Annotated in this window: 23 protein-coding genes and 1 tRNA gene; 7 read left to right on the forward strand and 17 right to left on the reverse strand. The window is 51.3% G+C overall.

Features of this window, described 5'->3' with window-relative positions; translation table 11 throughout:
• Positions 1–3 precede the first annotated feature (3 nt).
• From rfbA to P2G53_RS05090, 4 genes are read left to right on the forward strand one after another with little or no spacing between them, the layout of a single operon-like run.
• On the forward strand, positions 4–882 hold the full coding sequence (rfbA, locus tag P2G53_RS05075) for a glucose-1-phosphate thymidylyltransferase RfbA (protein ID WP_275814741.1): 879 nt from the start codon (positions 4–6) through the stop codon (positions 880–882).
• A complete protein-coding gene (gene rfbC, locus P2G53_RS05080) occupies positions 879–1,433 on the forward strand; it encodes a dTDP-4-dehydrorhamnose 3,5-epimerase (protein ID WP_275814744.1) in 555 nt (184 codons plus the stop codon). The genes rfbA and rfbC overlap by 4 nt, the downstream gene beginning before the upstream one ends.
• On the forward strand, positions 1,430–2,332 hold the full coding sequence (gene rfbD, locus P2G53_RS05085) for a dTDP-4-dehydrorhamnose reductase (RefSeq protein WP_275814747.1): 903 nt from the start codon (positions 1,430–1,432) through the stop codon (positions 2,330–2,332). Before rfbC ends, rfbD begins: the two co-directional genes overlap by 4 nt.
• A gap of 20 nt (positions 2,333–2,352) precedes the next feature.
• Complete coding sequence (locus P2G53_RS05090; RefSeq protein WP_275814750.1) at positions 2,353–3,429, forward strand: DUF1972 domain-containing protein; 1,077 nt, start codon at positions 2,353–2,355, stop codon at positions 3,427–3,429.
• Between the two features lie 16 nt (positions 3,430–3,445).
• Here P2G53_RS05090 and wecA read toward each other — a convergent pair whose 3' ends face one another.
• The 7 genes from wecA to rpsU form a co-directional block, all read right to left on the reverse strand.
• On the reverse strand, positions 3,446–4,498 hold the full coding sequence (wecA, locus tag P2G53_RS05095) for a UDP-N-acetylglucosamine--undecaprenyl-phosphate N-acetylglucosaminephosphotransferase (protein ID WP_275814753.1): 1,053 nt from the start codon (positions 4,496–4,498) through the stop codon (positions 3,446–3,448).
• A gap of 63 nt (positions 4,499–4,561) precedes the next feature.
• On the reverse strand, positions 4,562–5,824 hold the full coding sequence (locus tag P2G53_RS05100; RefSeq protein WP_275814756.1) for a Wzz/FepE/Etk N-terminal domain-containing protein: 1,263 nt from the start codon (positions 5,822–5,824) through the stop codon (positions 4,562–4,564).
• A 179-nt stretch (positions 5,825–6,003) separates the two neighbouring features.
• Positions 6,004–6,080: transfer RNA gene (locus P2G53_RS05105), tRNA-Ile, on the reverse strand.
• Positions 6,081–6,140: 60 nt separating this feature from the next.
• On the reverse strand, positions 6,141–7,979 hold the full coding sequence (gene rpoD / locus P2G53_RS05110; protein WP_275814759.1) for an RNA polymerase sigma factor RpoD: 1,839 nt from the start codon (positions 7,977–7,979) through the stop codon (positions 6,141–6,143).
• A gap of 185 nt (positions 7,980–8,164) precedes the next feature.
• Positions 8,165–10,075, reverse strand: a complete 1,911-nt coding sequence (gene dnaG, locus P2G53_RS05115) for a DNA primase (RefSeq protein WP_275814761.1) — start codon at positions 10,073–10,075, stop codon at positions 8,165–8,167.
• A gap of 30 nt (positions 10,076–10,105) precedes the next feature.
• Positions 10,106–10,555, reverse strand: coding sequence for a GatB/YqeY domain-containing protein (locus P2G53_RS05120; protein WP_275814764.1), 450 nt, complete (start codon positions 10,553–10,555; stop codon positions 10,106–10,108).
• Positions 10,556–10,598: 43 nt separating this feature from the next.
• Entirely contained in the window at positions 10,599–10,814 is a 216-nt protein-coding gene (gene rpsU / locus P2G53_RS05125; RefSeq protein WP_275814767.1) for a 30S ribosomal protein S21, read from the reverse strand.
• 178 nt (positions 10,815–10,992) lie between these two features.
• On the opposite strand from rpsU, the gene tsaD reads away from it, so the two are divergent.
• The gene (gene tsaD, locus P2G53_RS05130; RefSeq protein ID WP_275814770.1) at positions 10,993–12,021 is read left to right on the forward strand and encodes a tRNA (adenosine(37)-N6)-threonylcarbamoyltransferase complex transferase subunit TsaD; all 1,029 of its coding nucleotides are present in this window, start codon (positions 10,993–10,995) and stop codon (positions 12,019–12,021) included.
• On the opposite strand, the gene plsY is transcribed toward tsaD, so the two are convergent.
• Complete coding sequence (gene plsY / locus P2G53_RS05135; RefSeq protein WP_275814773.1) at positions 12,018–12,617, reverse strand: glycerol-3-phosphate 1-O-acyltransferase PlsY; 600 nt, start codon at positions 12,615–12,617, stop codon at positions 12,018–12,020. The genes tsaD and plsY overlap by 4 nt on opposite strands.
• Positions 12,618–12,638: 21 nt before the next feature.
• On the opposite strand from plsY, the gene folB reads away from it, so the two are divergent.
• Together folB and folK are read left to right on the forward strand one after the other, a co-directional pair.
• A complete protein-coding gene (gene folB, locus P2G53_RS05140; RefSeq protein WP_275814775.1) occupies positions 12,639–12,995 on the forward strand; it encodes a dihydroneopterin aldolase in 357 nt (118 codons plus the stop codon).
• The gene (gene folK, locus P2G53_RS05145; protein ID WP_275814778.1) at positions 12,995–13,507 is read left to right on the forward strand and encodes a 2-amino-4-hydroxy-6-hydroxymethyldihydropteridine diphosphokinase; all 513 of its coding nucleotides are present in this window, start codon (positions 12,995–12,997) and stop codon (positions 13,505–13,507) included. Before folB ends, folK begins: the two co-directional genes overlap by 1 nt.
• A 7-nt stretch (positions 13,508–13,514) precedes the next feature.
• On the opposite strand, the gene P2G53_RS05150 is transcribed toward folK, so the two are convergent.
• The 9 genes from P2G53_RS05150 to P2G53_RS05190 are packed head-to-tail and all read right to left on the reverse strand — an operon-like array spanning position 13,515 to position 22,732.
• Positions 13,515–14,264, reverse strand: a complete 750-nt coding sequence (locus P2G53_RS05150) for a pteridine reductase (RefSeq protein ID WP_275814782.1) — start codon at positions 14,262–14,264, stop codon at positions 13,515–13,517.
• Positions 14,245–15,381, reverse strand: a complete 1,137-nt coding sequence (locus P2G53_RS05155; protein WP_275814785.1) for a hypothetical protein — start codon at positions 15,379–15,381, stop codon at positions 14,245–14,247. Before P2G53_RS05155 ends, P2G53_RS05150 begins: the two co-directional genes overlap by 20 nt.
• Before the next feature lies 1 nt (position 15,382).
• Positions 15,383–15,700 carry a thiosulfate sulfurtransferase GlpE gene (gene glpE, locus P2G53_RS05160; RefSeq protein ID WP_275814788.1) on the reverse strand — a complete coding sequence of 106 codons (318 nt, stop codon included), beginning with the start codon at positions 15,698–15,700 and terminating at the stop codon, positions 15,383–15,385.
• Between the two features lie 16 nt (positions 15,701–15,716).
• A complete protein-coding gene (locus P2G53_RS05165) occupies positions 15,717–16,550 on the reverse strand; it encodes a symmetrical bis(5'-nucleosyl)-tetraphosphatase (protein ID WP_275814791.1) in 834 nt (277 codons plus the stop codon).
• A gap of 21 nt (positions 16,551–16,571) precedes the next feature.
• Positions 16,572–16,958, reverse strand: a complete 387-nt coding sequence (gene apaG / locus P2G53_RS05170) for a Co2+/Mg2+ efflux protein ApaG (protein WP_275814794.1) — start codon at positions 16,956–16,958, stop codon at positions 16,572–16,574.
• A gap of 10 nt (positions 16,959–16,968) precedes the next feature.
• Complete coding sequence (gene rsmA, locus P2G53_RS05175; RefSeq protein WP_275814797.1) at positions 16,969–17,772, reverse strand: 16S rRNA (adenine(1518)-N(6)/adenine(1519)-N(6))-dimethyltransferase RsmA; 804 nt, start codon at positions 17,770–17,772, stop codon at positions 16,969–16,971.
• Between the two features lie 2 nt (positions 17,773–17,774).
• Positions 17,775–18,770, reverse strand: coding sequence for a 4-hydroxythreonine-4-phosphate dehydrogenase PdxA (gene pdxA, locus P2G53_RS05180; protein WP_275814800.1), 996 nt, complete (start codon positions 18,768–18,770; stop codon positions 17,775–17,777).
• A gap of 7 nt (positions 18,771–18,777) precedes the next feature.
• On the reverse strand, positions 18,778–20,067 hold the full coding sequence (locus P2G53_RS05185; protein ID WP_275814803.1) for a peptidylprolyl isomerase: 1,290 nt from the start codon (positions 20,065–20,067) through the stop codon (positions 18,778–18,780).
• Entirely contained in the window at positions 20,057–22,732 is a 2,676-nt protein-coding gene (locus P2G53_RS05190; RefSeq protein ID WP_275814806.1) for an LPS-assembly protein LptD, read from the reverse strand. The genes P2G53_RS05185 and P2G53_RS05190 overlap by 11 nt, the downstream gene beginning before the upstream one ends.
• Positions 22,733–22,808: the final 76 nt, after the last annotated feature.

The raw sequence follows: 22,808 nt of genomic DNA on the forward strand, positions 1-22,808 counted from the left end.
GTTATGAAAGGAATTATTTTAGCAGGTGGTTCAGGCAGTCGTTTGCACCCGATTACGCGAGGCATCTCTAAACAGATGCTGCCAATTTATGACAAGCCCATGATCTATTATCCGCTTTCTGTGCTGATGTTGGCAGGCATCAAGGAGATATTGATTATCTCAACACCGGCGGATCTACCAAATTTTCAAAAACTCCTTGGAGATGGCAGTGATTTTGGTATCGATTTGAGTTATGCCGAGCAGCCGTCGCCAGACGGCCTGGCGCAGGCGTTTATTATTGGTGAAGAGTTTATAGGCCGGGAGCGAGTTTGTTTAATCTTGGGCGATAATATTTTTTATGGTTATGGTTTTAGTGCCATGCTGCGCGAAGCAAGCGCCAGGATGACAGGTGCGACAGTGTTTGGTTACCACGTAAATGATCCGGAACGTTTCGGTGTTGTCGAATTTGATAGCCAAGGTAAAGCGATCTCGATTGAAGAGAAGCCGTTGAAGGCAAAGTCGAACTATGCAGTCACCGGACTGTATTTCTATGATAACCGGGTTGTCGAGATTGCAAAGCAAATCAAGCCAAGTGCCCGTGGCGAGTTAGAGATTACAGATGTTAATAATGCCTATCTACAGCTAGGTGAACTCAATGTAAGCCTGATGGGGCGTGGTTTTGCTTGGCTCGATACAGGCACGCATGAGTCGTTGATGGAGGCGGGTCAGTTTGTTCAGACCATTGAGTCCCGCCAGGGCTTGAAAGTAGCTTGTCTTGAAGAAATTGCTTTTCGACAGGGTTGGTTAAGTGCTGAACGGCTTCGTGATCAGGCACAGGCACTAGCAAAAACCGGTTATGGACAATATCTGCTTCGATTGCTGGAGGATGGATTGCCAAAATGAAGGTGCAAACGACTGAATTGCCGGGGGTGCTTATATTGGAGCCGCAGGTTTTTGGTGATCATCGTGGTTTTTTCAAAGAAACCTTCCAGGTACAACGTTATCGTGATGCCGGTATCGAACTGCCTTTTGTTCAGGACAATCATTCTCGTTCGGAAAAGGGTGTGTTGCGTGGTTTGCATCTGCAGAAAAGCCGCCCTCAAGGCAAGTTGGTCAGTTGTAGCCGGGGTGCCGTCTATGACGTGGCTGTTGATGTGGATCCGCGCTCAGCCACTTTTGGTCGTTATGTAGGTGTTGAACTGAGTGATGAAAACCATCTCCAGCTCTGGATACCGCCAGGTTATGCCCATGGTTTTTGTGTATTGTCTGAGGTAGCGGACTTTCAATATAAGTGTACCGAGTTCTATTATCCAGAGGATGAGGGTGGTTTGATTTGGAATGATCCTGATGTGGGGATTGATTGGCCGCTTCTCAAACCGGCACTGTCACAGAAAGATCAGACTCTGCCAACGCTGAAGCAATTGGCGGCTGCAGCGGAAATGGTTGGCGAATGAAGATATTAGTGACGGGTGCGGCCGGGCAGGTGGGGCAAAGCCTGGTACAACAGGGAAGTATGGCTGGTTATAATATGCTGGGCTATGACCGGCAGCAGCTTGATATCTCAGATCGTGAAAGTGTCCTCACTGTATTAAAAACGGCGGCCCCCGACTTGGTTATCAATGCGGCGGCTTATACAGCAGTTGATCGGGCAGAAATAGAGTCGTGTTATGCGTATGCAATAAACGAGCAGGGCCCGGCGTTTCTGGCGAGAACTTGTGAAGAGATGGATATCCCGTTATTCCATATCTCCACTGATTATGTTTTCGCGGGTGATAAACAAGGAGCGTATGACGAAGAGGATACAGTTCGTCCTTCCGGGGTTTACGGCGCTAGCAAAGAGGCGGGCGAGCGTGCTGTCCGGAAGGCAACGGATCGTCATATCATTCTCAGAACAAGCTGGGTTTTTTCGCCCCAAGGGAGGTGTTTTCCGAATACGATTTTGCGCCTTGCCGCTGAGCGGACAGAACTGAGTGTGGTCAATGATCAATGGGGCGGGCCTACCAGTGCACGTGCAATTGCTGATGTGCTGTTGAAAATTGCTGCTTGCTATCAGTCGCAAGATACTGTCGACTCTTTTCCTTGGGGTACCTACCATTTTTCGCAACTGCCTCATCTTAGCTGGTACGGATTTGCTGCCCGTCTGCTTGATTTTGCCAAAGCAGAAGGCTTAGTGTCTGAAGGCTTTCGATTACATGCCTGCACAACTGAAGATTATCCAACCGCCGTGAGCCGTCCGGCAAACTCCACTCTGGCTTCGGACAAGCTTCTGCAGGCATTTTCCATTGCACCGAGTAATTGGGAAGATGATCTTCAAAAGCTTATCGAGCATCAACGGCATCAGTTTGGTGCGTAATAAAATTAACGGGTTTTAAATTGAAACGTATTTCTATTATCGGCACTGTTGGTGTGCCAGCTGCTTATGGTGGCTTTGAAACATTGGCGGAAAATCTAGTCGATTTCGCGCAGCGTGATAATGCTGAAATTCGACTTGCTGTGTATTGCAGTGGTAAATCATCGACAGGACCCAAGTATTATAAAGGTGCGGAGCTACGCTATTTGCGTTTAAATGCAAATGGAGTTTCCAGTATCGCTTATGATCTCTTATCGATGTTTTCAGCACTACGTAGGCGTGATGATGCGATCCTTTTATTAGGTGTTTCGGGAGCTATTGGCTTACCGTTGTTCAAGCTTCTTTCGCCTGCCAAAGTGGTTACCAATATCGATGGTATTGAATGGAAACGTGAAAAATGGCGGGGTGCGGCCAAGCGTTTTTTGCGCTTATCCGAGGCATTAGCTGTTCGGTTTTCTGATGTGGTGATTGCCGATAATGAAGGCATTGCAGAACATGTGAGGACGACCTATAACCGTGACTGTGAGGTTATTGCTTATGGAGGGGACCATTCTGTATCAATTGCAGAAGTAAAATTTGATGGTTATTTGCCGGAAAATTATGCTTTGGCGTTATGCCGCATAGAGCCTGAAAATAATATTGAGATGATTTTAGATGCCTATGCGCGTCTACAACAGTATCAGCTTGTTTTTATAGGTAACTGGTCTGGATCTGAGTTTGGTAAATCTATGAAAAAAAGGTTTTCTGAATACAATAATATTCAATTGATAGATCCGATTTATGATGTTGCTGTATTGAAGCATATTAGAAAAAATGCCTCGCTATACATCCATGGGCACTCAGCAGGAGGGACTAATCCTTCTTTGGTCGAAATGATGCACTTTAGGCTACCAGTATTGGCATATGATTGTGTTTTTAATCGTTATTCTACTGAAGAGCAGGCGCTTTATTTTAAGAGTGCATCAGACCTAAGGTCGATGATAGTGAATTTGTCAGACGAGGGAAGATCGGAGATGGCAAATGCAATGCAGGAAATTGCCATGCGGCGCTATACATGGGAAATAATAGGCTTGGATTATTTTAAGTTATTTTTGGATTAAAAATGTAATTTTTTTATCATCTTGCGTTTCGTCTACGTGATCTTTTTATAAAGCGCTGTAATCTCCAGGCTCGTCTCAAGCCATATAAGTAAAGGGTAAAAGCAGCAATAAAAACAATAAAGGATAAAGCAGGCGCTAGCAGTTCTGTTAGGATTCCAATCAATAATAATGTGTTACTGAAAAAAACCAAAACGACTAGTGCTCCTCTTGAACTCAAGCCTGTCCTTATAAGAATGTGATGCAAATGGGTTCTGTCGGGCTTGAAAGGCGACTGCCGTTTAATTATTCTCCGAAACATAACGCCAATAGTATCAATCAACGGAATAGCAACGCACCACAAAGCACTTGTTGGTGAAATTGTTACTGGTTCGCCTTGTGATAAATTAATCAATGTCCAGGCAATAATAAATCCAATAAATGTGCTCCCGGCATCACCCATAAATATTTTACTTTTTGCTTTTAGATTGTAGTAAAGGTAGGGGAGTAATGCAGCAGAGAGTAATAGAATGTATTCAAGATTTTTGGCTATTCCGTTAGAAAATTGGAATATGAGAATGCCGGAAATAGCCACTAAAGTTAAAGACCCTGCTAATCCATCAATTCCATCAATAAGGTTAAAGGCATTAGTTATTCCAACGACCGCAATAATTGTGAAGGGCAGTGACAGCCAGCCAAGTTTAATGTCGCCTAAGCCAAAAAGGTTGCCTAAACTATGAATCTGTAAGTCTGTGGACGTGATCACAATAGCGCTGGCTATTATTTGTATAAGTATCCTAATTTTAACTCCTATGGGTTTGAAGTCATCGATGACTCCTACAATCAGCAATAGTGTTGCGGCATTAAGCATCGTCAGGACTTTCGGGCTGGCGGGTGTGAGGGTAAAGACTGCCAGAAATAGGCTTATGCTTATTGCTATACCGCCAACAAGCGGGATTGCGCCCTGATGGGTTTTTCGTGCATCGGGTTGATCTACAAGGCCAACTTTGTGAGCTATAGGTACTAGTATTTTGATAGAAATTAGGCTTACCAAAAAAGCGACTAGTAAAGCGAATATTAGTGTTGAATTCATAAGTATATTTGTAGCTGTATTAGTCAATATTCTAATTTGATAATTTTAAATTTTTTCTTTATATCAGCTCTGTTTTATTGATTTATGTTTTTTTATTCTATACCCGGCTATGGCGCCTAGTGTGCCTAATATAAGCCCGATTAAAAAGGATGCTGCTAATATCAATGCTCTTTTTGGCTTTATCATAGTAGAGTCGGGAGATGCTTGAGCTCTGTGAAAATTCAATGGGATGTAGTCTGGAAATGTTTCAGTTTCTAGGAGTACTAATCTCTTCTGTAATTGTTCGATTGTTGAACTAAACGGAGTGTCGTTCCGACGATTTTTTAAAATCTCAATTTCTCGATCATGTTTTGCTTTTTCTAATTCGGCTTCTAATTTTCGAAGATTTTCAATAGGATAAAAATCTTCTTCACGGGTTTTGAGTTGAATTAGTTCCTCTTGCAGCCGTCGTGTGCCACGAAAGTATATTGGATCTGAATCCGACTTGAGCTGAACTTCAACTTTATTGGGACTCAAGGTATTTCCGCCATAGGTTGGTTCCTCAATGCCTAAAGACTTTGCAGTAACATAGGCTTCTTCCAAGAGCCTAATCTGATCACGAAGTTGAGAGGAGTAGAGCTGCTTAGATGCTTTGATTTCATCTTCGAGTTCTTTAATTTTCAGTTGATGGGCTTCTTCCAGTCTGGAAATCTTATTGAGCCTTTCTATTTTTAGTTGTTTCTCTTCTTGCAGAATCTGGCTATTTATCTTTTCGATAGAAATCTTTACCGATTTTTCATAGCGCAACTGATATTTGTGTAAAAGGCTTTTTGTTGCAATTTGGGCAAGTCGGTCAAGCTCTGCTGCAGCTGTTAGAGGGTTTGGGGCGAAAAAAGTAATTATCCAAGGAGAAATAACTGGGGATTTGTCAGCGTTGATGTGATTAATCTTGATACGATCTTTTAGAGCTTCTAATTGAAGTAGGTCTGAGTGCTCTGAATACAACGATTGTTTGAGGCTAGGAGGAGCTTGATGAATAAATTCTCTTTGAACTGTTGGGGATTGTAGCTCTGCAACAAAATCTATAAGGGGTTCTTCACTACTTATTTGATCATACAAAGGCAGTTTCGTGAGAGGTGCCAAGTTTGCCGGGGCAGGGGTTGTAAGTTCTAAAGTGGCTTTAAAAACTGGTGTTTGAACGAATGCAAATACAAGACCCCCAGTCATTGTAATTAATGTTACTACAATAATTAGTAGTTTTTCGCTCCAGAGTGCATCAAAAATAGTAAGTAAATCTAAACTATCTTTTTCCGAGTCGTGAATGCTTGAATTGGGGGATGAGTGCATGGTTGTACCAAAGTGGATTACTGAAAATTAAATTACTATCCAGATGTTTTTATTCTGCATTGCTAGTCTTATATCTGATTGATAGTTGTTCATGCATTGTGCTCATTGGCTTTTATTTATATACATCGTAATAAAAACCACAGACCAAGGCGAGGATTTTGAAGCTGAATTTACTATAGTGGTGGGCCCACCAGGACTTGAACCTGGGACCAACGGATTATGAGTCCGCTGCTCTAACCAACTGAGCTATAGGCCCGAAAGAAGCGCGCCCATCATACCAGACCGGTAGATGGGCGCAATATCTTGAAAAGTATGATTATTCGTCGAGGAAACCGCGCAGGTGTTCTGAGCGACTTGGGTGGCGAAGCTTGCGCAACGCCTTGGCTTCAATCTGACGGATACGCTCACGGGTTACGTCAAACTGCTTGCCCACTTCCTCCAGCGTATGGTCGGTATTCATTTCGATACCGAACCGCATCCGCAGGACTTTGGACTCACGTGCAGTGAGGCCGGCCAGAACTTCACGGGTGGCTTCACGCAGGCCTTCTCCGGTTGCAGAGTCGATCGGTGAAGAGATGGTAATGTCTTCGATAAAATCGCCCAGACTGGAATCTTCATCATCACCAATCGGGGTCTCCATAGAGATAGGTTCTTTGGCGATTTTCAGTACCTTGCGGATTTTATCTTCTGGCATCTCCATACGTTCTGCCAGTTCTTCCGGTGTTGGTTCGCGTCCCATCTCCTGCAGCATCTGACGGGAGATGCGGTTCAGTTTGTTGATGGTTTCGATCATGTGTACCGGAATACGGATTGTACGTGCCTGGTCAGCAATCGAGCGGGTGATTGCCTGACGAATCCACCAGGTTGCATAGGTGGAGAATTTGTAACCGCGACGGTATTCAAACTTGTCCACGGCTTTCATCAAGCCGATGTTGCCTTCCTGAATCAGGTCCAGGAACTGCAGGCCGCGGTTGGTGTATTTTTTGGCGATAGAGATAACCAGACGCAGGTTGGCCTCAACCATCTCTTTTTTCGCGCGCCGGGCACGGGCTTCGCCGATCGACATGCGTCGGTTGACTTCTTTGATCTCTGCCAGACTGATGCCTGCGGCCTGCTCGATCTGGATCAGTTTTTTCTGCGCACGTTTGAGCTCGATCAGGTTGGCCTGGATGGCGCCCGAGAATTCATGTTTGCCAGCAATGACTTTATCAAACCATTCAGGGTTGGTTTCGTTACCCGGAAACTCTTTGATAAATGACTTACGTGGCATTTTTGCCCGTTGTGTACAGATGCGCATAATGCTGCGCTCCTGATCACGAATGCTGTCAATTGCTCCGCGAATATTACCTACCAGTGCGTCGTAATAGCGAGGTGAGAGTTTGATCGGGGCAAAAGCTTCACTGACAGCGATCTGTGCTGTTTCGAAGGCTTTGTTGTCACGTCCTTTTTTGCTCAGTACGCTATTCAGTTCGTTCAGTGCATCACGCAGCAGGGTAAAGCGACGGGCAGCCTCTTCTGGATCTGGGCCTTTATCTTTTTCATCTTCGTCGCTGTCTGAATCATCGCTATCATCATCTGAGTCATCAGTGATTTCGTCTGATTCATTGACTTCAGTTTCTGACGGGCTTTCAGGAATGCCGTCATCCGGGTCGATATAACCACTGAAAAGATCGCTCAAGCGGCCTTCTTCAATCAGTGTCTGATCGTAGGCTTCCAGAACAACATCAACCAGGCCCGGGTAACAGGCCAGGGCAGACATTACTTCCCGGATACCTTCTTCAATACGTTTGGCAATGCTGATCTCGCCTTCGCGGGTCAGCAGTTCAACGGTGCCCATCTCGCGCATGTACATGCGCACCGGGTCGGTGGTGCGGCCGGCATCAGATTCTACAGCGGCCAGTGCGGCCACGGCTTCTTCATCTGCTTCATCAGCCGAATCGCCTTCGGTCATCAACAGGGTTTCTGCGTCAGGTGCTTCCTCAGACACGGAGATACCCATGTCATTGATCATGCGAATAATGTCTTCGATCTGATCTGGATCGGCGATGTCCTGAGGCAGGTGGTCGTTGACTTCGGAATAGGTAAGGTAACCTTGTTCCTTACCACGGGCGATCAGTTCCTTGAGGCGAGACTGTTGCTGAGACGTATCGGACATAGGATCCTGTGTAACGAAACTGGTGGAAAACGAAGCAGGCAATTATAGCGGCCGTGGGATTGTTATGCTAGGCGTGGCCGGATAAAAACCCTGAGTTCAACGTTAAACGTAGACTAGTTTTTAACTGTTTGCGCAAGGCTGCACAGCTCTGGCAATGATTCTTTTTAAGAGAGTGAGGTTTGTCACTAAGTGGGGTCGTCAGGGTTGATGACGGTTTTCAGTTTGCTAAGACGCTGAATGCTATCAAGCAGTCTTATTTTCTCATCTGGGCCGAGCTGTCGTTGTTTCTGCAGGGCTGATATTTCCATCTCCAGCGCTATTATTTCAAGGCCTCGGCTGGCTTGTTGCAGGTAGCTGCGGGCCTCTGCCTCGTCGTGGACTTCAAGGGAGGTTGTAATATCAAACAGGCGGACAATGGCTTCAGCAAGGTCGACAGATTCACGCCAGTCGACAGCGAGTTGGCCAATGCTGGCGCCTGGATTATCGCGCAGGTATGAAAGTAATTGCTGTAACAGCTGGATATCTGCTGATGTGTGCTGAGTCAGAGTAACAGGCAGGTTATATTCGCGCGCCAGCGCCGGGAAGTGCAAAAACAGCGCGACCAGTTTTTCAGCAAAGGTGTGTTGTTGGCTCAGGCGCGGTTTTGAGCTAAATGGCCGGCTGGTCTGTGGTTGGCGTTCGTTTCGCGGTGGCTGGTCGAAATACTCAGCAGGTGTTTCGTCCCAGTCATAATCAGGCCCTTCACTCGATGGCAGCGGTGTAGGTTCTGGGTGAGGTTGCAGCGCCTGATGAAAATTGATGGTGGTCTGGATCTGCTCCAGTGAAAGGTGAGTCAGTTCACAGATACGGTCCAGCATCATCTGCTGCAATAAACTCGGCTTCATCTGGTTGATTGCTGGCAATACCTGACTGCTGAAGCGGGCGCGACCATCCATGCTGTTCAGATCGGCATCTTCACTGTGGCTGCGGAAGAAAAACTCAGACAAAGGCAGGGCTTCAGTCAGTCGTTGCATAAACGCCTCTTTGCCCTCCTGGCGTACCAGACTATCCGGATCTTCACCCTCGGGCAGAAACAGGAAGCGTACCTCTTTGCCATCTTCGATCACAGGCAGCGTGGTGCGCAGTGCGCGTCTCGCCGCTTCGCGTCCGGCATTATCACCGTCAAAACAAAAAATCACTTCAGGCACCATCTTAAACATTCGCTCCAGATGGTGTTCCGTGGTCGCGGTGCCGAGTGTAGCAACGGCAAAGTGAATGCCGTATTGGGCCAGTCCGACTACGTCCATATAGCCTTCAACAATCAGCAGGCGATCCAGTGAGTTGCTGAATTTGCGTGCTTCATAAAGTCCGTAGAGTTCACGTCCTTTGTGGAAGGTGGGCGTTTCCGGGGAGTTCAGGTATTTCGGTTTGTCATCTCCCAGCACTCGACCGCCAAAACCGATGACGCGGCCGCGCTGATCCCGGATGGGAAACATGATCCGGTTGCGAAACCGGTCGTAGCGGCTGTCGCGTTCCTCGTTATGGATCAGCATGCCTGCCTGTTCCAACAGGTTCAGCTTGTCGGGGTCTTCTCCGGCTAGGTGGTCTTTCAGGTGATCCCAGCCTGAGGGTGCAAAGCCAATATCAAACGCCTTCGCAATCTGTCCGGACAGGCCGCGGGATTTCAGATAATCAACGGCCTGCTGGCTCTGTGTGCTGGATTTAAGTTGTTGCAGATAGAACTGGTTGGCTTCTTCCAGCAGGTCATACAGAGCTTTAAGACGCTGATCTTGCTGGCGCTGCTGGGGATTGTCTTCTTGCGGGACCTCCATGCCAGCCTGTTTGGCCAGTTGGTCGACCGCTTCCGGGAAGCTGAGATGCTCGTATTCCATCAGAAAACCCAGCGCGTTACCGCCGGCGCCACAGCCAAAACAGTAATAGAACTGCTTGTCCTGATTTGCGGTAAAGGAGGGGGTTTTTTCTTTATGGAACGGGCAGAGCCCTGAGTAGTTTTTGCCGCTGCGCTTTAGCTTATCGACACGGCCGTCCAGCACATCAATGATATTGGTGCGTGCCAAAAGGTCGTCTATAAAATGTTGTGGGATACGTCCGGCCATGCTTACCCTTAAACGGGAGACTGCCGAAGTTTAACCTGCGAGGGCAGCTTTGACGAGTTTAGAAACCTGTCCCATATCAGCACGGCCCTGAACCTGCGGTTTCAGGATGGCCATGATTTTGCCCATGTCCTGCATGCTGCTGGCGCCGGATTGCTCGGCGGCAGATGTGACCAGAGCAGATAGTTCTTCATCAGTTAGCGGTTGCGGCAGGAAAGTTTTAATCACCTCCAGCTCCTGTCGCTCAGCATCGGCCAGATCCTGTCGTGCCGCTTCTTCAAATTGCGAGATCGAGTCGCGGCGCTGCTTGCTCATCTTGTCAAGCACCGCCAGCACTCGTGCATCATCCAGTTCAATGCGTTCATCAACTTCAACGCGTTTCAGTTCGGCCATAATCATGCGGATTGTGCTGAGGCGCTCCTTTTCTTTGGCGCGCATGGCAGCTTTCATCGCATCGGTGATCTGCTGCTTCAGCTCAGACATGTTGGCTTCCCCTTAACCGGATGGGATCTGAAATCTCGTTAAATCAGTACAGGCGAACGCGACGAGCGTTTTCGCGAGATACTTTTTTCGCGTGACGTTTTACGGCAGCAGCGGCTTTACGCTTACGAACAGAAGTTGGTTTTTCGTAGAATTCACGACGACGAACTTCAGCCAGGATACCGGCTTTTTCGCAAGAGCGTTTGAAGCGACGCAGAGCAACGTCAAATGGCTCGTTTTCTTTAACTTTAACAGCGGGCATGTTTTCACATCACCTTTTGGTTGTTAGTGGATTTCAGTCTTACCCTATAGCTTATAGAGCAAGGCGCAGAATTTTATGTCTTTCAAGTAGGCTTGTAAAGACTTCATGTCGATCACTACAGCCCTGAAACCGGCTGGGGTATAATCCGCCGCCTGATAACAGAGTTCGGGAACTGATCATGCGCGTTTTGGGGATAGAAACCTCCTGTGATGAGACAGGCGTAGCCATCTATGACAGCGACAAAGGCCTGCTGGCCGATGCCCTGTTCAGCCAGGTGAAAATGCATGCCGAATATGGCGGTGTGGTGCCCGAGCTGGCCTCCCGTGATCATGTGCTCAAGCTACTGCCACTGCTAAAGCAGGTGTTTCAGCAGGCTGGGCTTAAACCGGGTGAGGTGGATGCGGTGGCTTATACATCCGGGCCGGGTTTAATCGGGGCGTTGATGGTGGGCGCTTCAACCGGTCGTGCTCTGGCACTGGCCTGGGGTGTGCCTGCTATTGGCGTGCACCATATGGAAGGGCATCTGTTGGCGCCGATGCTTGAGGCTGAACCGCCTGAATTTCCGTTTGTGGCACTGCTGGTTTCGGGTGGTCACACCCAGTTGGTTAAAGTGCAGGGCATTGGCGCATACGAACTGCTGGGCGAGTCGTTGGATGATGCTGCCGGCGAAGCCTTTGATAAAGCGGCCAAAATGTTGGGGCTGGGTTATCCGGGTGGTCCTGCGATGGCGGCCCATGCGCTCAAAGGTGATCGGCAGCGATTTACCTTTCCGCGTCCGATGACCGACCGTCCTGGCATGGATTTCAGCTTTTCCGGTTTGAAAACGTTTACCCTGAATACCGCCAATGCCCAACGTGATGCTGAGGGGCAGATAGACGCTCAAACCATCTGTGATATTGCTGCTGCGTTTGAAGAAGCGGTGGTGGATACGCTGGCCATTAAATGTAAACGCGCTTTACAGCATACCGGTTTCAAGCGCCTGATTATCGCCGGTGGCGTCAGTGCCAATCGCCGCCTGAGAGAACGGCTGCAGGTTATGGTGGATAAAGAGCGTGCCCAGCTGTTTTACGCCCGTCCTGAATTTTGTACCGATAACGGTGCCATGATTGCACTTGCCGGATGTCAGCGTCTGGTGGCAGGGCAGCGAAGTGACCTGAGTATTCAGTGCAAACCGCGCTGGCCCTTGTCGAGTCTGGACTCAATCTAAAAGCGTGGTTCGGTGCCCTGCATCAAATTACGGATATTCTGCCAGTGGCAGAGCACCAGAATCAGCCCGATGGCCCAGAAGGTAAATAAATATTCGGGGGCTATCTGCCAGGCCAGTATTGGTGATAACAGTGCCACACTGATCGAGCCGAGAGAGGCGCGGCGGCTGTAGGCAACGATGGCGATCCAGATCAAGATCTGGGCAATGGCCAGCGGCCAGCAAAGCCCCAGGCTGGCACCGAGGGCGGTAGCGACACCTTTGCCGCCTCTGAAGGATGAAAAAATTGGGAACAGGTGCCCGATGATTGCTGCGAGTGCGCAGCTGGCCCGTGCCAGGGGTGATAGCTCCAGCAGCATGGCAGGCAGCAGGGCTAACAGCCCTTTACCAAGATCGCCCAGCAGGGTGAGCGCGGCGGCCTGACGGGTGCCGATACGCAATACATTACTGGTTCCCGGATTGCGGGAACCTAAACTGCGCGGGTCCGGCAGGTCCAGCGCATGGCAGACTAATACTGCAGTGGGGATCGATCCCCACAGGTAGGCCAGCAGGGTTAACCCCAGCAGCAACATGGTCGAGTCGGTTACGGGTTCGCTCATGGTGCACCAGAGGTGGATGTGATGGATTTAGTGTACATAGAAGACCTGCGGGTTGAAACGGTCATTGGAATTTACGACTGGGAGCGTCAGGTGCGTCAGGTCGTGACGCTGGATCTGCAGATGGGCGTGGATATTCTGCCTGCGGCAGAGACCGATGACATCGAACACGCGCTTAACTACAAAGCGGTATCTGACCGGTTGATCACGTTTATCGAAGGCAGTGAGTTTCTGCTGCTTGAAGCGATGGCTGAGCAGGTTGCAGAAATTCTGCAGGATGAGTTTGGCGTGCGTTGGTTAAGGCTCAAGCTCGGCAAGCCGGGTGCGGTGCCTCAGGCGAAAACCGTGGGCGTGCAGATCGAGCGGGGAGAGCGCTTCTGATGGCTCAGGTGTTTGTAAGCATTGGCAGTAATATTGAGCGTGACTACCACATCACCCAGGCGCTGGATGCGCTGGCAGCCCACTTTGGCGCACTGAGACTCTCCTCTGTGTATGAGAGTGAAGCGGTTGGTTTTGACGGGGATAATTTTTTCAATCTGGTGGCGGAGTTTGCAACGGCGCTTTCAGTTGGCGAACTGTCCCGTTTGCTGAAGCAGATAGAAGATGAGAACGGCCGCTGTCGTCAGGGGCCACGGTTCAGTGGCCGGACGCTGGATATTGATATTCTGACCTATGATCAGCGGGTGGGTGAAATTGACGGTGTTGAACTGCCGCGTGATGAAATTCTGAAAAATGCATTTGTTCTGTTGCCGCTGGCAGAGCTGGCGCCAGATGAGATGCATCCCCGGCAACAACAGTCTTACGCCACCCTGTGGCAGGCATATGACAGTACAAAACAGAAACTCTGGCCGGTTGAATACCGCTGGCGTGAGCTTGCCCTGCCAAGCCTATGAACAGCACCTAGTGGCTGTAAAGTGACTTTCCTCCATCTACCGCAATTACCTGTCCGGTGACATATCCCGCCTGGCTTAGGTAGAGCACGGCATCTGCCAGATCGTCTGCACTGCCGGTTCGTTTAAGCAGTGTTTTTTCCAGAATGGCGGTCTGTTCGGCCTCTGTTTGTGCGGCTGCATTTTCGGGCCAGAGGATCGGTCCCGGCGAGACACCATTGACCCTCACATTGGGGGCGAGTTCTTTCGCCAGACTATAGGTCAGCATCTGCAGACCCGCTTTGGCGATCGAATAGATCGGGTAACCGGGCAGGCCGCGCTGAGCATGAATATCTATCAGGTTGATGATATTACCGTGATTGACTGTCAGGGCGTCTGCCAGTGCCGCGCACAGAAAATAGGGTGCACGCAGGTTGGAGTTGATCAACTCATCCCACTGGTCCTGACTGCTTTGGGTCAAGGGGGTGGGGTAAAACGCGGAAGCGTTGTTGATCAGCAGATCGATTCGCTCCCAGCTTGCCAGGGCATCCACTGCCAGTGACTGCACCGCCTGCATATCATTCAGGTCAGCCTGTATCAGGCAAACGCTGCCGCTGCGCTGCTGGTTCAGTTCAGCTGCCAGACGTTCTGCATCATCTGCGCTGTGGTTGTAATGTAAAACAATATTGTAACCAGCACTGTGCAGCCGTTTTGCCAGTGTGGCGCCCACTCTACGCGCGGCACCGGTAATCAGGGCGACTTTAGCGGGGTGTTGGACCATCGGGTGTATCCTTGGTGGCGGGTGACAGTCGGCAGATCTCCAGGCGCCGCTTTTCCAGCTCTGCACCCAGCGCCGCACCGCTGAAACCCTGACTCATCAGTTGTCGCGGCTGCAATCGACCCATTTTGTCGAGAATTATTGGCAGCGTGTCGCAGTGAATGTTTTGATGCAGTGCTTTTATGCAGGGCATCAGGTCTGCTATACGTTGTGGGCGGCGTAACAGATCCAGCCCCTGAATGGTTTGCAGACGTTGGCTGGGACTGAGGCTGTCAAAGCTGGCCAGTGCTTTATGGTATTGATGACAGAGCAGTGCCAGATCACGGAAGGTGTTGGGGCTGCGCAGCCGGTCGCACAGGCCGGTAATTTCATGTTGTGAGGCGCTACTTAGGCAGATGCTGAGCAGACAGGCAAACCGCTGAAAGGGTTGATCGGTTTTTTCACAGGCCCGGCTGAAACGATTGAGCTGATCCGGGTTCTGCAGAGACTGACATTCAGGCAGCAGCTTTTCCAGAGCATCGGCATCCGCCATGACCTGGAAAAATGTGGCCGGGCTGGCTTCGCTCAGAGCGCGCTCCAGCTCTTTCCAGACCCGCTCAGGCGTCAGGTGGTCCAATTCATCACCTGCCGACAGTGTCTGCATTAACGCGAGGGTTTCTGCAGCAACAGTGAATCCCAGGGGCGCTAGTCGGGCGGCAAACCGTGCTACACGCAGCACACGCAACGGATCTTCCGAAAAAGCGGAAGAAACATGGCGTAGCAGGCGCAGCTCAAGGTCACGCTGACCCTGATAGGGGTCAATAATCTGGCCGGTGTCATCCATTGCCATCGCATTGATGGTCAGGTCGCGGCGCATCAGGTCCTGCTCGAGGGTGATCTCAGGTGAAGCATGATAGGTGAAGCCAGTGTAGCCTTTGCCTGATTTGCGCTCGGTGCGGGCCAGGGCGTACTCTTCGCCGGTTTTGGGGTGGATGAAGACGGGAAAATCCTGCCCGACGGGCTGAAAGCCTTCTTTCAGCATCTGTTCGGGGGTGGCGCCGATGACGACCCAGTCCCGGTCATAGACCGCAAGACCGAGCAGTTGATCGCGGACCGCGCCGCCGACCAGATAGATCTGCACTTTATTGCTCGCAGAGTTCGGGTTGTTCGTTGCGCCAGGCCTCAAAACCGCCGTTGATGCTGAACACCTGATCAAAACCTTTTTCAACCAGGAACTGCGCTGCAGGCTGGCTGCTGATGCCGTGATAGCAGCAGACCAGCAGGGGCTGATCCAGATCTGCCTGCTGCAGAAATTCATGCAGGTTGTCATTGCTCAGGTTGTAGGCGCCGGTGATGTGACCAGAGGAAAAGCTGGCCGCGTCACGAATATCGGCTACGCTGGCGCCCTGTTTGATCAGGGTTGCAGCCTGTTGGCTGTCGATGCATTTAAATTCGCTCATGCGTTGTCCTCTTGAATTACTCTGCCCGGTCCGTATGTGACAGACCGTCAACGCTGATTATGCGGTGATCATCCAGGCGCAGGGCGGTCAGCTGATGACCCCAGACACAACCGGTGTCGAGGGCAAACAGATGGGGTTGTTCTACCTGTCCCATCAGGCTGGCCCAATGGCCAAAGATAAGATTTACTTTATCATCTGCAGGCGATTTGCGGGGAAATAAATACCAGGGACTGAAACCCTCAGGCATGTCACCGGCAGGTCCCTTATGGCTGAAATTCAAAGTGCCATCTGCCTTACAGAATCGCATCCGGGTGAGATAGTTGGTGATTACCCGCCAGCGCGTAGGGCCTTCCAGATCGGGGTGCCAGCATGCAGGGTCATTGCCATACATGGCATCGAAATAGGTTTGTGCCTGATCGCTGCGCAATACGGTTTCCACTTCGTTGGCCAGTGCCTGGGCTTCGGCAATGCTCCAGCAGGGAGGCAGGCCCGCATGGGTCATACAGTACTGTCCCTCAGCATCTGTCACCAGCAGGGGTAGCTGCTGTAACCAGGCCATCAGCTCGTCATTGTCATGGCTGTGCAGAATCGGGTCGAGTGTGTCTTTGCGCTTGCTGTGATCGCGATTGTGGTAGACCGCCAGCAAATGCAGATCATGATTGCCCAATACGCATTGGACTTGTGAATCCATCTGCTTGAGGAAGCGCAGTGTTTCCAGGGACTGCGGGCCGCGATTGACCAGATCACCGGCTACCCAGAGTTGATCGTCACCGCTGAATTTCAGCTTATCCAGCAGACGCAGCAGCGCATCATAACAGCCCTGAATATCTCCGATCGCATACACGGCCATGGGGCAAAAACCACTTGATGATCAGTGCAGCGCGTTGGGTCGCGCCAGGGTGAAGGTAGGGATCATGGCGCGAAATTTTTCACCTGCTTCATCACGCATCTGGTAATAGCCCTGCATGCTGCCGACACTGGTGGTCAGTACCGCGCCGCTGGTGTACTGATAGCTTTGATCCGGCTCAATAATGGGGGTTTCACCCACAACACCTTCGCCTTCAACTTCCTGAACCTGCTGGTTGCCATCGGTAATGACCCAGCGCCGCCGCAGCAACTGGACTGCAACCGGGTTGTGATTGGTGATGGTGATCTGGTAAGAGAACACAAAACGTTTCCCGGCTGGATCTGACTGCTGCGCCAGATAAGCCGTTTCGACATTGATTTCGATGTTGTCGCCGTAATCAGGGGTGTTCATAAATAGTCGCTTAGGTTGACGAAGTCAGATAATTACTCAAGCCCACGTAGTCTGCAACCGAGAGTTTCTCCGGCCGAAGGCCCGGATCAATGCCCTGGGCTTCCAGAACTTCCGCAGAGATCAGTCCTTTGAGGTTATTGCGCAGGGTTTTACGGCGCTGACCAAAGGCGGTGCGGACCAGGTCCTCAAACTGCTTCACGTCGCAGGCGGTGTGAGGCAGAGTTTTATACGGTGTCAGCCGGATAATGGCTGAATCTACTTTAGGTGCCGGATTAAACGCGCCCGGCGGAACCTGAAACAGTGACTCCACCTGACAGAAATACTGCGCCATGATGCTCAGACGGCCGTAGTTGTTCTCGCCCGGCCCAGCGGCCATGCGATCAACTACCTCTTTTTGCAGCATAAAGTGCATGTCTTCAATCTGATTGGTAAAACTCAGCAGATGGAAGATCAGTTGGGTGGAGATGTTATAAGGCAGGTTACCCACCACCCGCAGGGGTTTTCCCTCGCGGCAAAGGGTCGAAAAATCAAATTTCATTGCATCCGCTTCATGGATGCGAAATTTATCGCCGTAGGTGAAAAACTTGGTGCGCAGGATTGGTGGCAGATCACGATCAAGCTCAACTGCGTCCAGTTCGCCCGCTTCTTCCAGCAGGTGTTCTGTCAGCGCGCCAAGGCCGGGACCGATCTCAACCATGCAGTCCGATGGACGGGGTGAGATGGCACGCATGATTCGACGAATAACGCCTGGATCATGCAGGAAATTCTGCCCGAACCGTTTGCGGGCCTTGTGCATTGCGGGTTTTTTACTCATGTTCAGACCTGTAAGGCGCGGTGTTGGGCCATTAGGCCAGCATATTCAATTGCAGTCAGCAAACTGCCCATGTCCGCCTGCCCTGTGCCCGCGAGATCCAGTGCGGTACCGTGATCAACGGAGGTGCGGATAATCGGCATGCCTAATGTGATATTGGCGGCACGACCGAATCCCTGAAATTTTAACACGGGTAAGCCTTGGTCATGGTACATGGCCAGTACGGCATCCGCCTTGTCCAGATGTTTTGGCGTAAACAATGTATCGGCAGGCAGGGGGCCCGTCAGATGAATGCCTTTACTGCGCAGGGCATCAAGGGTTGGCTCAATGATCTCAAGCTCTTCGCGTCCCAGATGACCACCTTCTCCGGCGTGCGGGTTTAAACCGGCTACCAGAATGTGTGGTGTTTGCAGGCCGAAACTCTGTTTCAGGTCCCGGTCGAGAACTTCAATGATCTCTGTCAGCAGTGTCGGTGTGATCGCCTCTGCTACCTCTTTCAGGGGCAGGTGGGTGGTGACCAGTGCCACACGCAGCTCGGTGGTGGCCAGCATCATCACGACTTTTTTGCTCTGGGTGAGTTGCTCAAGAAATTCGGTATGACCGGTGAAGGCAAAACCCGCATCATTGATGACGCCCTTGTGGACCGGAGCGGTGATCATGGCATCAAACTCTTGACTCAGGCAGCCTTCAGTCGCACGGGTCAATGTCTCCAGCACATAAGCTGCATTTGCGGTATCCAGTTTGCCTGGCCGGGCCGGAACCTGAAGTTTAACTGGGCAGACAGTCAGAGTGCCGGGCGCGGTGGGCTGTGGTTTCTGCTCAGCACAATAGTGTTTGAGTTGCAGGGGTAACCTCAGCTCATGTGCCCGCTCTGTCAGCAGATCGGGGTCTGCTACCACAATCAGTTCCTGCGCATGGCCCTGTTGTGCGATCTGTACGCAAAGGTCAGGGCCGATGCCTGCGGGTTCTCCGGCTGTGATCGCCAGGCGACGGGGTGACACAGACACCTTACTCTTTGATGTCAATGTAGGCCTGAGAGCGAAGCTCACGCAGCCAGTTAGTCAGCTCTTCATCAAACTTACGTTTGGCAATGATTGAGCGGGCCTGGTTTTCCTGCATCTCTTCGCCCATGTCGACGGTACGGCGCTCTTCGACTTCTAGAATATGCCAGCCAAAACGAGACTCGAACGGTTCAGAAACGCCCTTAACCGGGGTGTTGTTCATTACCTGCTCGAATTCAGGCACCATCTGGCCGTTCTGGGTCCAGCCCAGTGAACCGCCTTCTGAGCCACTGCCTGGGTCATCACTGTAATCCTTGGCCAGCGTGGCGAAGGACTCACCCTGCAGTACGCGGCGGTAGAGATTCTGAATCTCGCGCTCGGTTTGCTGTTCTGTGCGGATTTCGCTCGGCTTCAGCAGGATATGGCGAACTTTGGTCTGTTCAACCAGTTGTACGGCACCGCCTTTTTTGTCACGCACCTGAAACAGGTGGAAACCACTTGGGGCGCGGATCGGTTTACTGATCTGCCCCGGTTCCAGTGCACGGATGGCGTCTCCCAGTTCTGCCGGCAGTTCGCTGGCGGCGCGCCAGCCCAGATCTCCGCCCTGCAGCGCGTTCTGGGCGTCGGACTGGGCAATCGCCAGTTCATTAAATGAGGCGCCGTCCTGCAGCTCTTGGTAAATCTTTAGTGCTTTGGCTTTAGCCGCTTTGATCATTTCCGGTGCTGCCCGGGCGGGAATGCTGATCAGGATATGGCTCAGCAGATACTGGGCGGCGGTATTCTCCTGACCGGTTTCTGACGCCAGGAAGTTTTTGACCTCCTGATCGGACACCCGGATCCGGCGGTTGACCACGTTCTGCTGAACATTTCGAATCAGCATTTCGTTTTTGATCTGTTCGCGAACGGCTTGGTAGTCACGGCCTTCTGCAATCAACGCATCACGGAACTGATCCAGTGTCATTTTATTCTGAGCGGCAATATTACCCAGAGCAGCATTTAACTGACTGTCTGAAATGCGGATGCCTCGAACGATCGCGACCTGACGCTGCAGGTTTTCCACGATCAGGCGCTCAAGTACCTGGCTGCGCATAATCTCGTCTGAAGGCAAACGTGTATTGCGTGCTGCGAGCTGTTCTTTGACGATCTGAATGCGTTCTTCGAGTTCGCTCTGCAAAATTACGTCTTCATTAACAACGGCGACCACCTGATCCAGGGGTTCGACAGCCGCAGACGCAAGTGGTGGCATCTGCAGGAGAATGGTGCAGGCAACAATCAGTTGCAGGAGCTTAGTTATCATTGTGCTCTTCACGTTCTTCGTATCCGATGATGTCTTCCAGGAAACCGTTGCTGCCACTGCCCAGTGCACCAAGGCCCTTCAATGTGAGGGTCAGGAATGCGCCAGAGTCATAGATGTCTTCATCATCCAGCCAGCGTCGACCGGCCAGGCTGAGTTTCCAGCAGCAACTTTCATATTCAAGACCCAAAACCGCTTCCAGTAGTTCATTGTTCTGCATGTCCTGCAACCAACGACCGAAGCTGGTCCACTGGCTGGCCAGTGGCAAGATGAAGGACAGGTCCGCCTGTTCGCGAACATCGTCTTCAAACCGGTAGCTCAGGTCGATACGCTGGTTCAGGTCGCGATTGTAGCGCAAGCGTACATTGGATTCGGTGTTTTTAAAATCGCTCTGATCCAGAATGGCATCCAGGCTCATCCGCCAGTTCTGACTCAGCTGCCAGCCCAGATAGGTTGCCAGATCGCTCTGGCTGCGGGTAGGGTCTTCATTTGAGGAGAGCGGCGTGACTTCCCGGTCAGCAAAATAAAACGCCTGACCTACACCTACCGAGAACAGCTCAGCACCTTCGGCAGAGATCACTCGGCTGCCCAGGCCAATAGAGGCCTGCTGTGCGTCACCGATGCGGTCACGGCCGCTGAAACGGTTATAACGGAACAGTCGGCTGTAGCTGAAATCCATCAGTGATGTGTCGAACAGAGGGATATCGCTCTGGTCTTCTTCGGAGACATGCAACAGGAAAAGGCGTGGCTCCAGTGTCTGAATGCCGCCGTTTTTCAGGTCACGTTCAAAGAACAGGCCGCTGTCGATACTGGCGATGGGTGCCGTGATGGTCGGATTTTCATCGCGTCCCGCCACCTGATCATCCAGACTGTAGCTGCTGGTCCACAGTTTCAGTTCCGGTTTTATATAGGCCCAGGGGCGGCGCCATTCATAGCTGATACTCGGCATCAGGTATCGACGGTCGCCGGTAACACGCGCGAAGCCGGTCAGGTCCGCTGTGTCACGCTGAAAACTGACATACTCGGCGTTATAACCCACAGACGTTTCGTCATTCAGGTCAAAGTTACCGTTGAGTAACAGCTGCGGCAGTTTTTCATAGGGGGAGGTCACATCGTCGCGAATGGTCTGGTACTCATGCACCCGCGCCGTGAAATCCCAGTTATCTGCGCGGTAAGCAAGGTCTGCCCGCTGATCGAGGTGAGTATCACGCTGAACTTCAAGACTGGTATCCAGATCCTTGAAGAAATCGTTATCGCTGACGGAGGTATAATCCACCAGACTGCGCCAGCCTGCGAAAGGTGTGCCCTCATGGTTAACACCCAACAACCAGCGTTGTTCGCCCAGTTCGTCATCATCCAGGAAGCTGGTGCTCAGGGTGTTGTGCGACCAGCGATTCATATAACGGAATTCGTTTTCCAGCATCAGGCCGCGCTCGGTGATCAGACGCGGTGTGAGGGTATCGTCCATATTCGGCGCGATGTTGAAATAGTAGGGCACAGCCAGTTCCAGGCCGTTGTCCTTGCCATAGCTCATCGATGGATAGAGGAAACCACTCTTGCGTCGGTCATCAATCGGGAAAGACAGATAAGGGCTGTAGAAAATTGGCACCCCGCCAACACGCAGCACGGCATCACGGGCGACACCAAAACCTTCAGCCTGATCAATCATGATGCTGTCTGCATTGAGCATCCAGGCTTCACTGTAGGGTGGGCAGTAGGTGTAGCTGCCAGACTCAAAGCGGATACGACCATCTTCGAGGTAGAAAATACGTTCAGCCTGACCGCGCAGTTTTTCTGTATGCAGCAGATATTCAGTGTCGGTGAAGGTGCCTTCACGGGTCAGGTTATCGATCTGAGCAGTGTTAGCGAGTACCAGCATGCCGGGTTCACGGAAACGGACATCACCCTCAAACCGGGTCTTGTTGGTGACCTGATCCAGCTCGGCATAGTTGGCTGTAATACGTTTGCGCCCCTGGCGCATGTTGACGCCACCTTCCAGGCGGGTCAGGCCACCCAATTCTGTGCTGGAACGGGCGGCATCCACGTAAAGTGGTGGTTTCGGCAGATCTTCGTCGCCCTGCAACGGGAAGGTGGGTTCAACGTACTGCCCCGGACACATTTGTCCGGCGGGGTTGCTGTAGTAGACCCAGTCCAGACGGCTGTAGGGGTTGTCTTTAATAAATTGAACCGGTGCAGTTGCCAGGGTTGGCTGCTTGTTAACCGATGTGACCAGCTCGTAGACCGGTTCGCGATCACATAACCAACGGCCATCATCTGTGGCCTGACAGTTCCACTCGTCATCAATTTTTTTGCCACGCGCGATCTGTGCAGTGGCTGCCACGGGCTCATTTACCGGCTGAGTGGGTTCAGGTTTGGCCGGTTTGACGACACTCTCCAGTTGCTGAGGCGCAGCGGGTGAGGCCGGTTCGATGCTGATCGCTTCGGCTTTTGTGTCTGCAACGGGTTGAGTGGCTTCAGCAGGCTGTGATTCAGCCTCTTTGACCAGAGCCTCATTGACATCACAGTCCCATTCGCCCTGACTGTTCTGACTACAGCTCCAGGCCATACCCTGATCGGGTTGGGCGAAAACCTGAGGGCTGTAGTGACTCAACAGAGCGGCACTGATTGCCAATGTAAGTGTATGGGTGGATCGTTTTGCAAAGGGCATGAAAAAACTCAGTCCATTTCAGACGATTGCCGCTCAGGCCGGTTTTGTGCCGAACCCCTCTCGAGTACTATACGGG

Source organism: Neptuniibacter sp. CAU 1671 (assembly GCF_029222905.1).
Lineage (GTDB): Bacteria > Pseudomonadota > Gammaproteobacteria > Pseudomonadales > Balneatricaceae > Neptuniibacter.

Bases quoted from the DNA above. Each gene is read 5' to 3' on its own strand.
- rfbA (WP_275814741.1), top strand. From the start codon at position 4: ATGAAAGGAATTATTTTAGCAGGTGGTTCAGGCAGTCGTTTGCACCCG.
- rfbC (WP_275814744.1), top strand. From the start codon at position 879: ATGAAGGTGCAAACGACTGAATTGCCGGGGGTGCTTATATTGGAGCCG.
- P2G53_RS05165 (WP_275814791.1), bottom strand. From the start codon at position 16,550: ATGGCCGTGTATGCGATCGGAGATATTCAGGGCTGTTATGATGCGCTG.
- rfbD (WP_275814747.1), top strand. From the start codon at position 1,430: ATGAAGATATTAGTGACGGGTGCGGCCGGGCAGGTGGGGCAAAGCCTG.
- wecA (WP_275814753.1), bottom strand. From the start codon at position 4,498: ATGAATTCAACACTAATATTCGCTTTACTAGTCGCTTTTTTGGTAAGC.
- P2G53_RS05185 (WP_275814803.1), bottom strand. From the start codon at position 20,067: ATGATAACTAAGCTCCTGCAACTGATTGTTGCCTGCACCATTCTCCTG.
- dnaG (WP_275814761.1), bottom strand. From the start codon at position 10,075: ATGGCCGGACGTATCCCACAACATTTTATAGACGACCTTTTGGCACGC.
- plsY (WP_275814773.1), bottom strand. From the start codon at position 12,617: ATGAGCGAACCCGTAACCGACTCGACCATGTTGCTGCTGGGGTTAACC.
- glpE (WP_275814788.1), bottom strand. From the start codon at position 15,700: ATGAGCGAATTTAAATGCATCGACAGCCAACAGGCTGCAACCCTGATC.
- folB (WP_275814775.1), top strand. From the start codon at position 12,639: ATGGATTTAGTGTACATAGAAGACCTGCGGGTTGAAACGGTCATTGGA.
- rsmA (WP_275814797.1), bottom strand. From the start codon at position 17,772: ATGAGTAAAAAACCCGCAATGCACAAGGCCCGCAAACGGTTCGGGCAG.
- rpsU (WP_275814767.1), bottom strand. From the start codon at position 10,814: ATGCCCGCTGTTAAAGTTAAAGAAAACGAGCCATTTGACGTTGCTCTG.
- rpoD (WP_275814759.1), bottom strand. From the start codon at position 7,979: ATGTCCGATACGTCTCAGCAACAGTCTCGCCTCAAGGAACTGATCGCC.
- P2G53_RS05100 (WP_275814756.1), bottom strand. From the start codon at position 5,824: ATGCACTCATCCCCCAATTCAAGCATTCACGACTCGGAAAAAGATAGT.
- P2G53_RS05120 (WP_275814764.1), bottom strand. From the start codon at position 10,555: ATGTCTGAGCTGAAGCAGCAGATCACCGATGCGATGAAAGCTGCCATG.
- folK (WP_275814778.1), top strand. From the start codon at position 12,995: ATGGCTCAGGTGTTTGTAAGCATTGGCAGTAATATTGAGCGTGACTAC.
- P2G53_RS05190 (WP_275814806.1), bottom strand. From the start codon at position 22,732: ATGCCCTTTGCAAAACGATCCACCCATACACTTACATTGGCAATCAGT.
- apaG (WP_275814794.1), bottom strand. From the start codon at position 16,958: ATGAACACCCCTGATTACGGCGACAACATCGAAATCAATGTCGAAACG.
- tsaD (WP_275814770.1), top strand. From the start codon at position 10,993: ATGCGCGTTTTGGGGATAGAAACCTCCTGTGATGAGACAGGCGTAGCC.
- P2G53_RS05150 (WP_275814782.1), bottom strand. From the start codon at position 14,264: ATGGTCCAACACCCCGCTAAAGTCGCCCTGATTACCGGTGCCGCGCGT.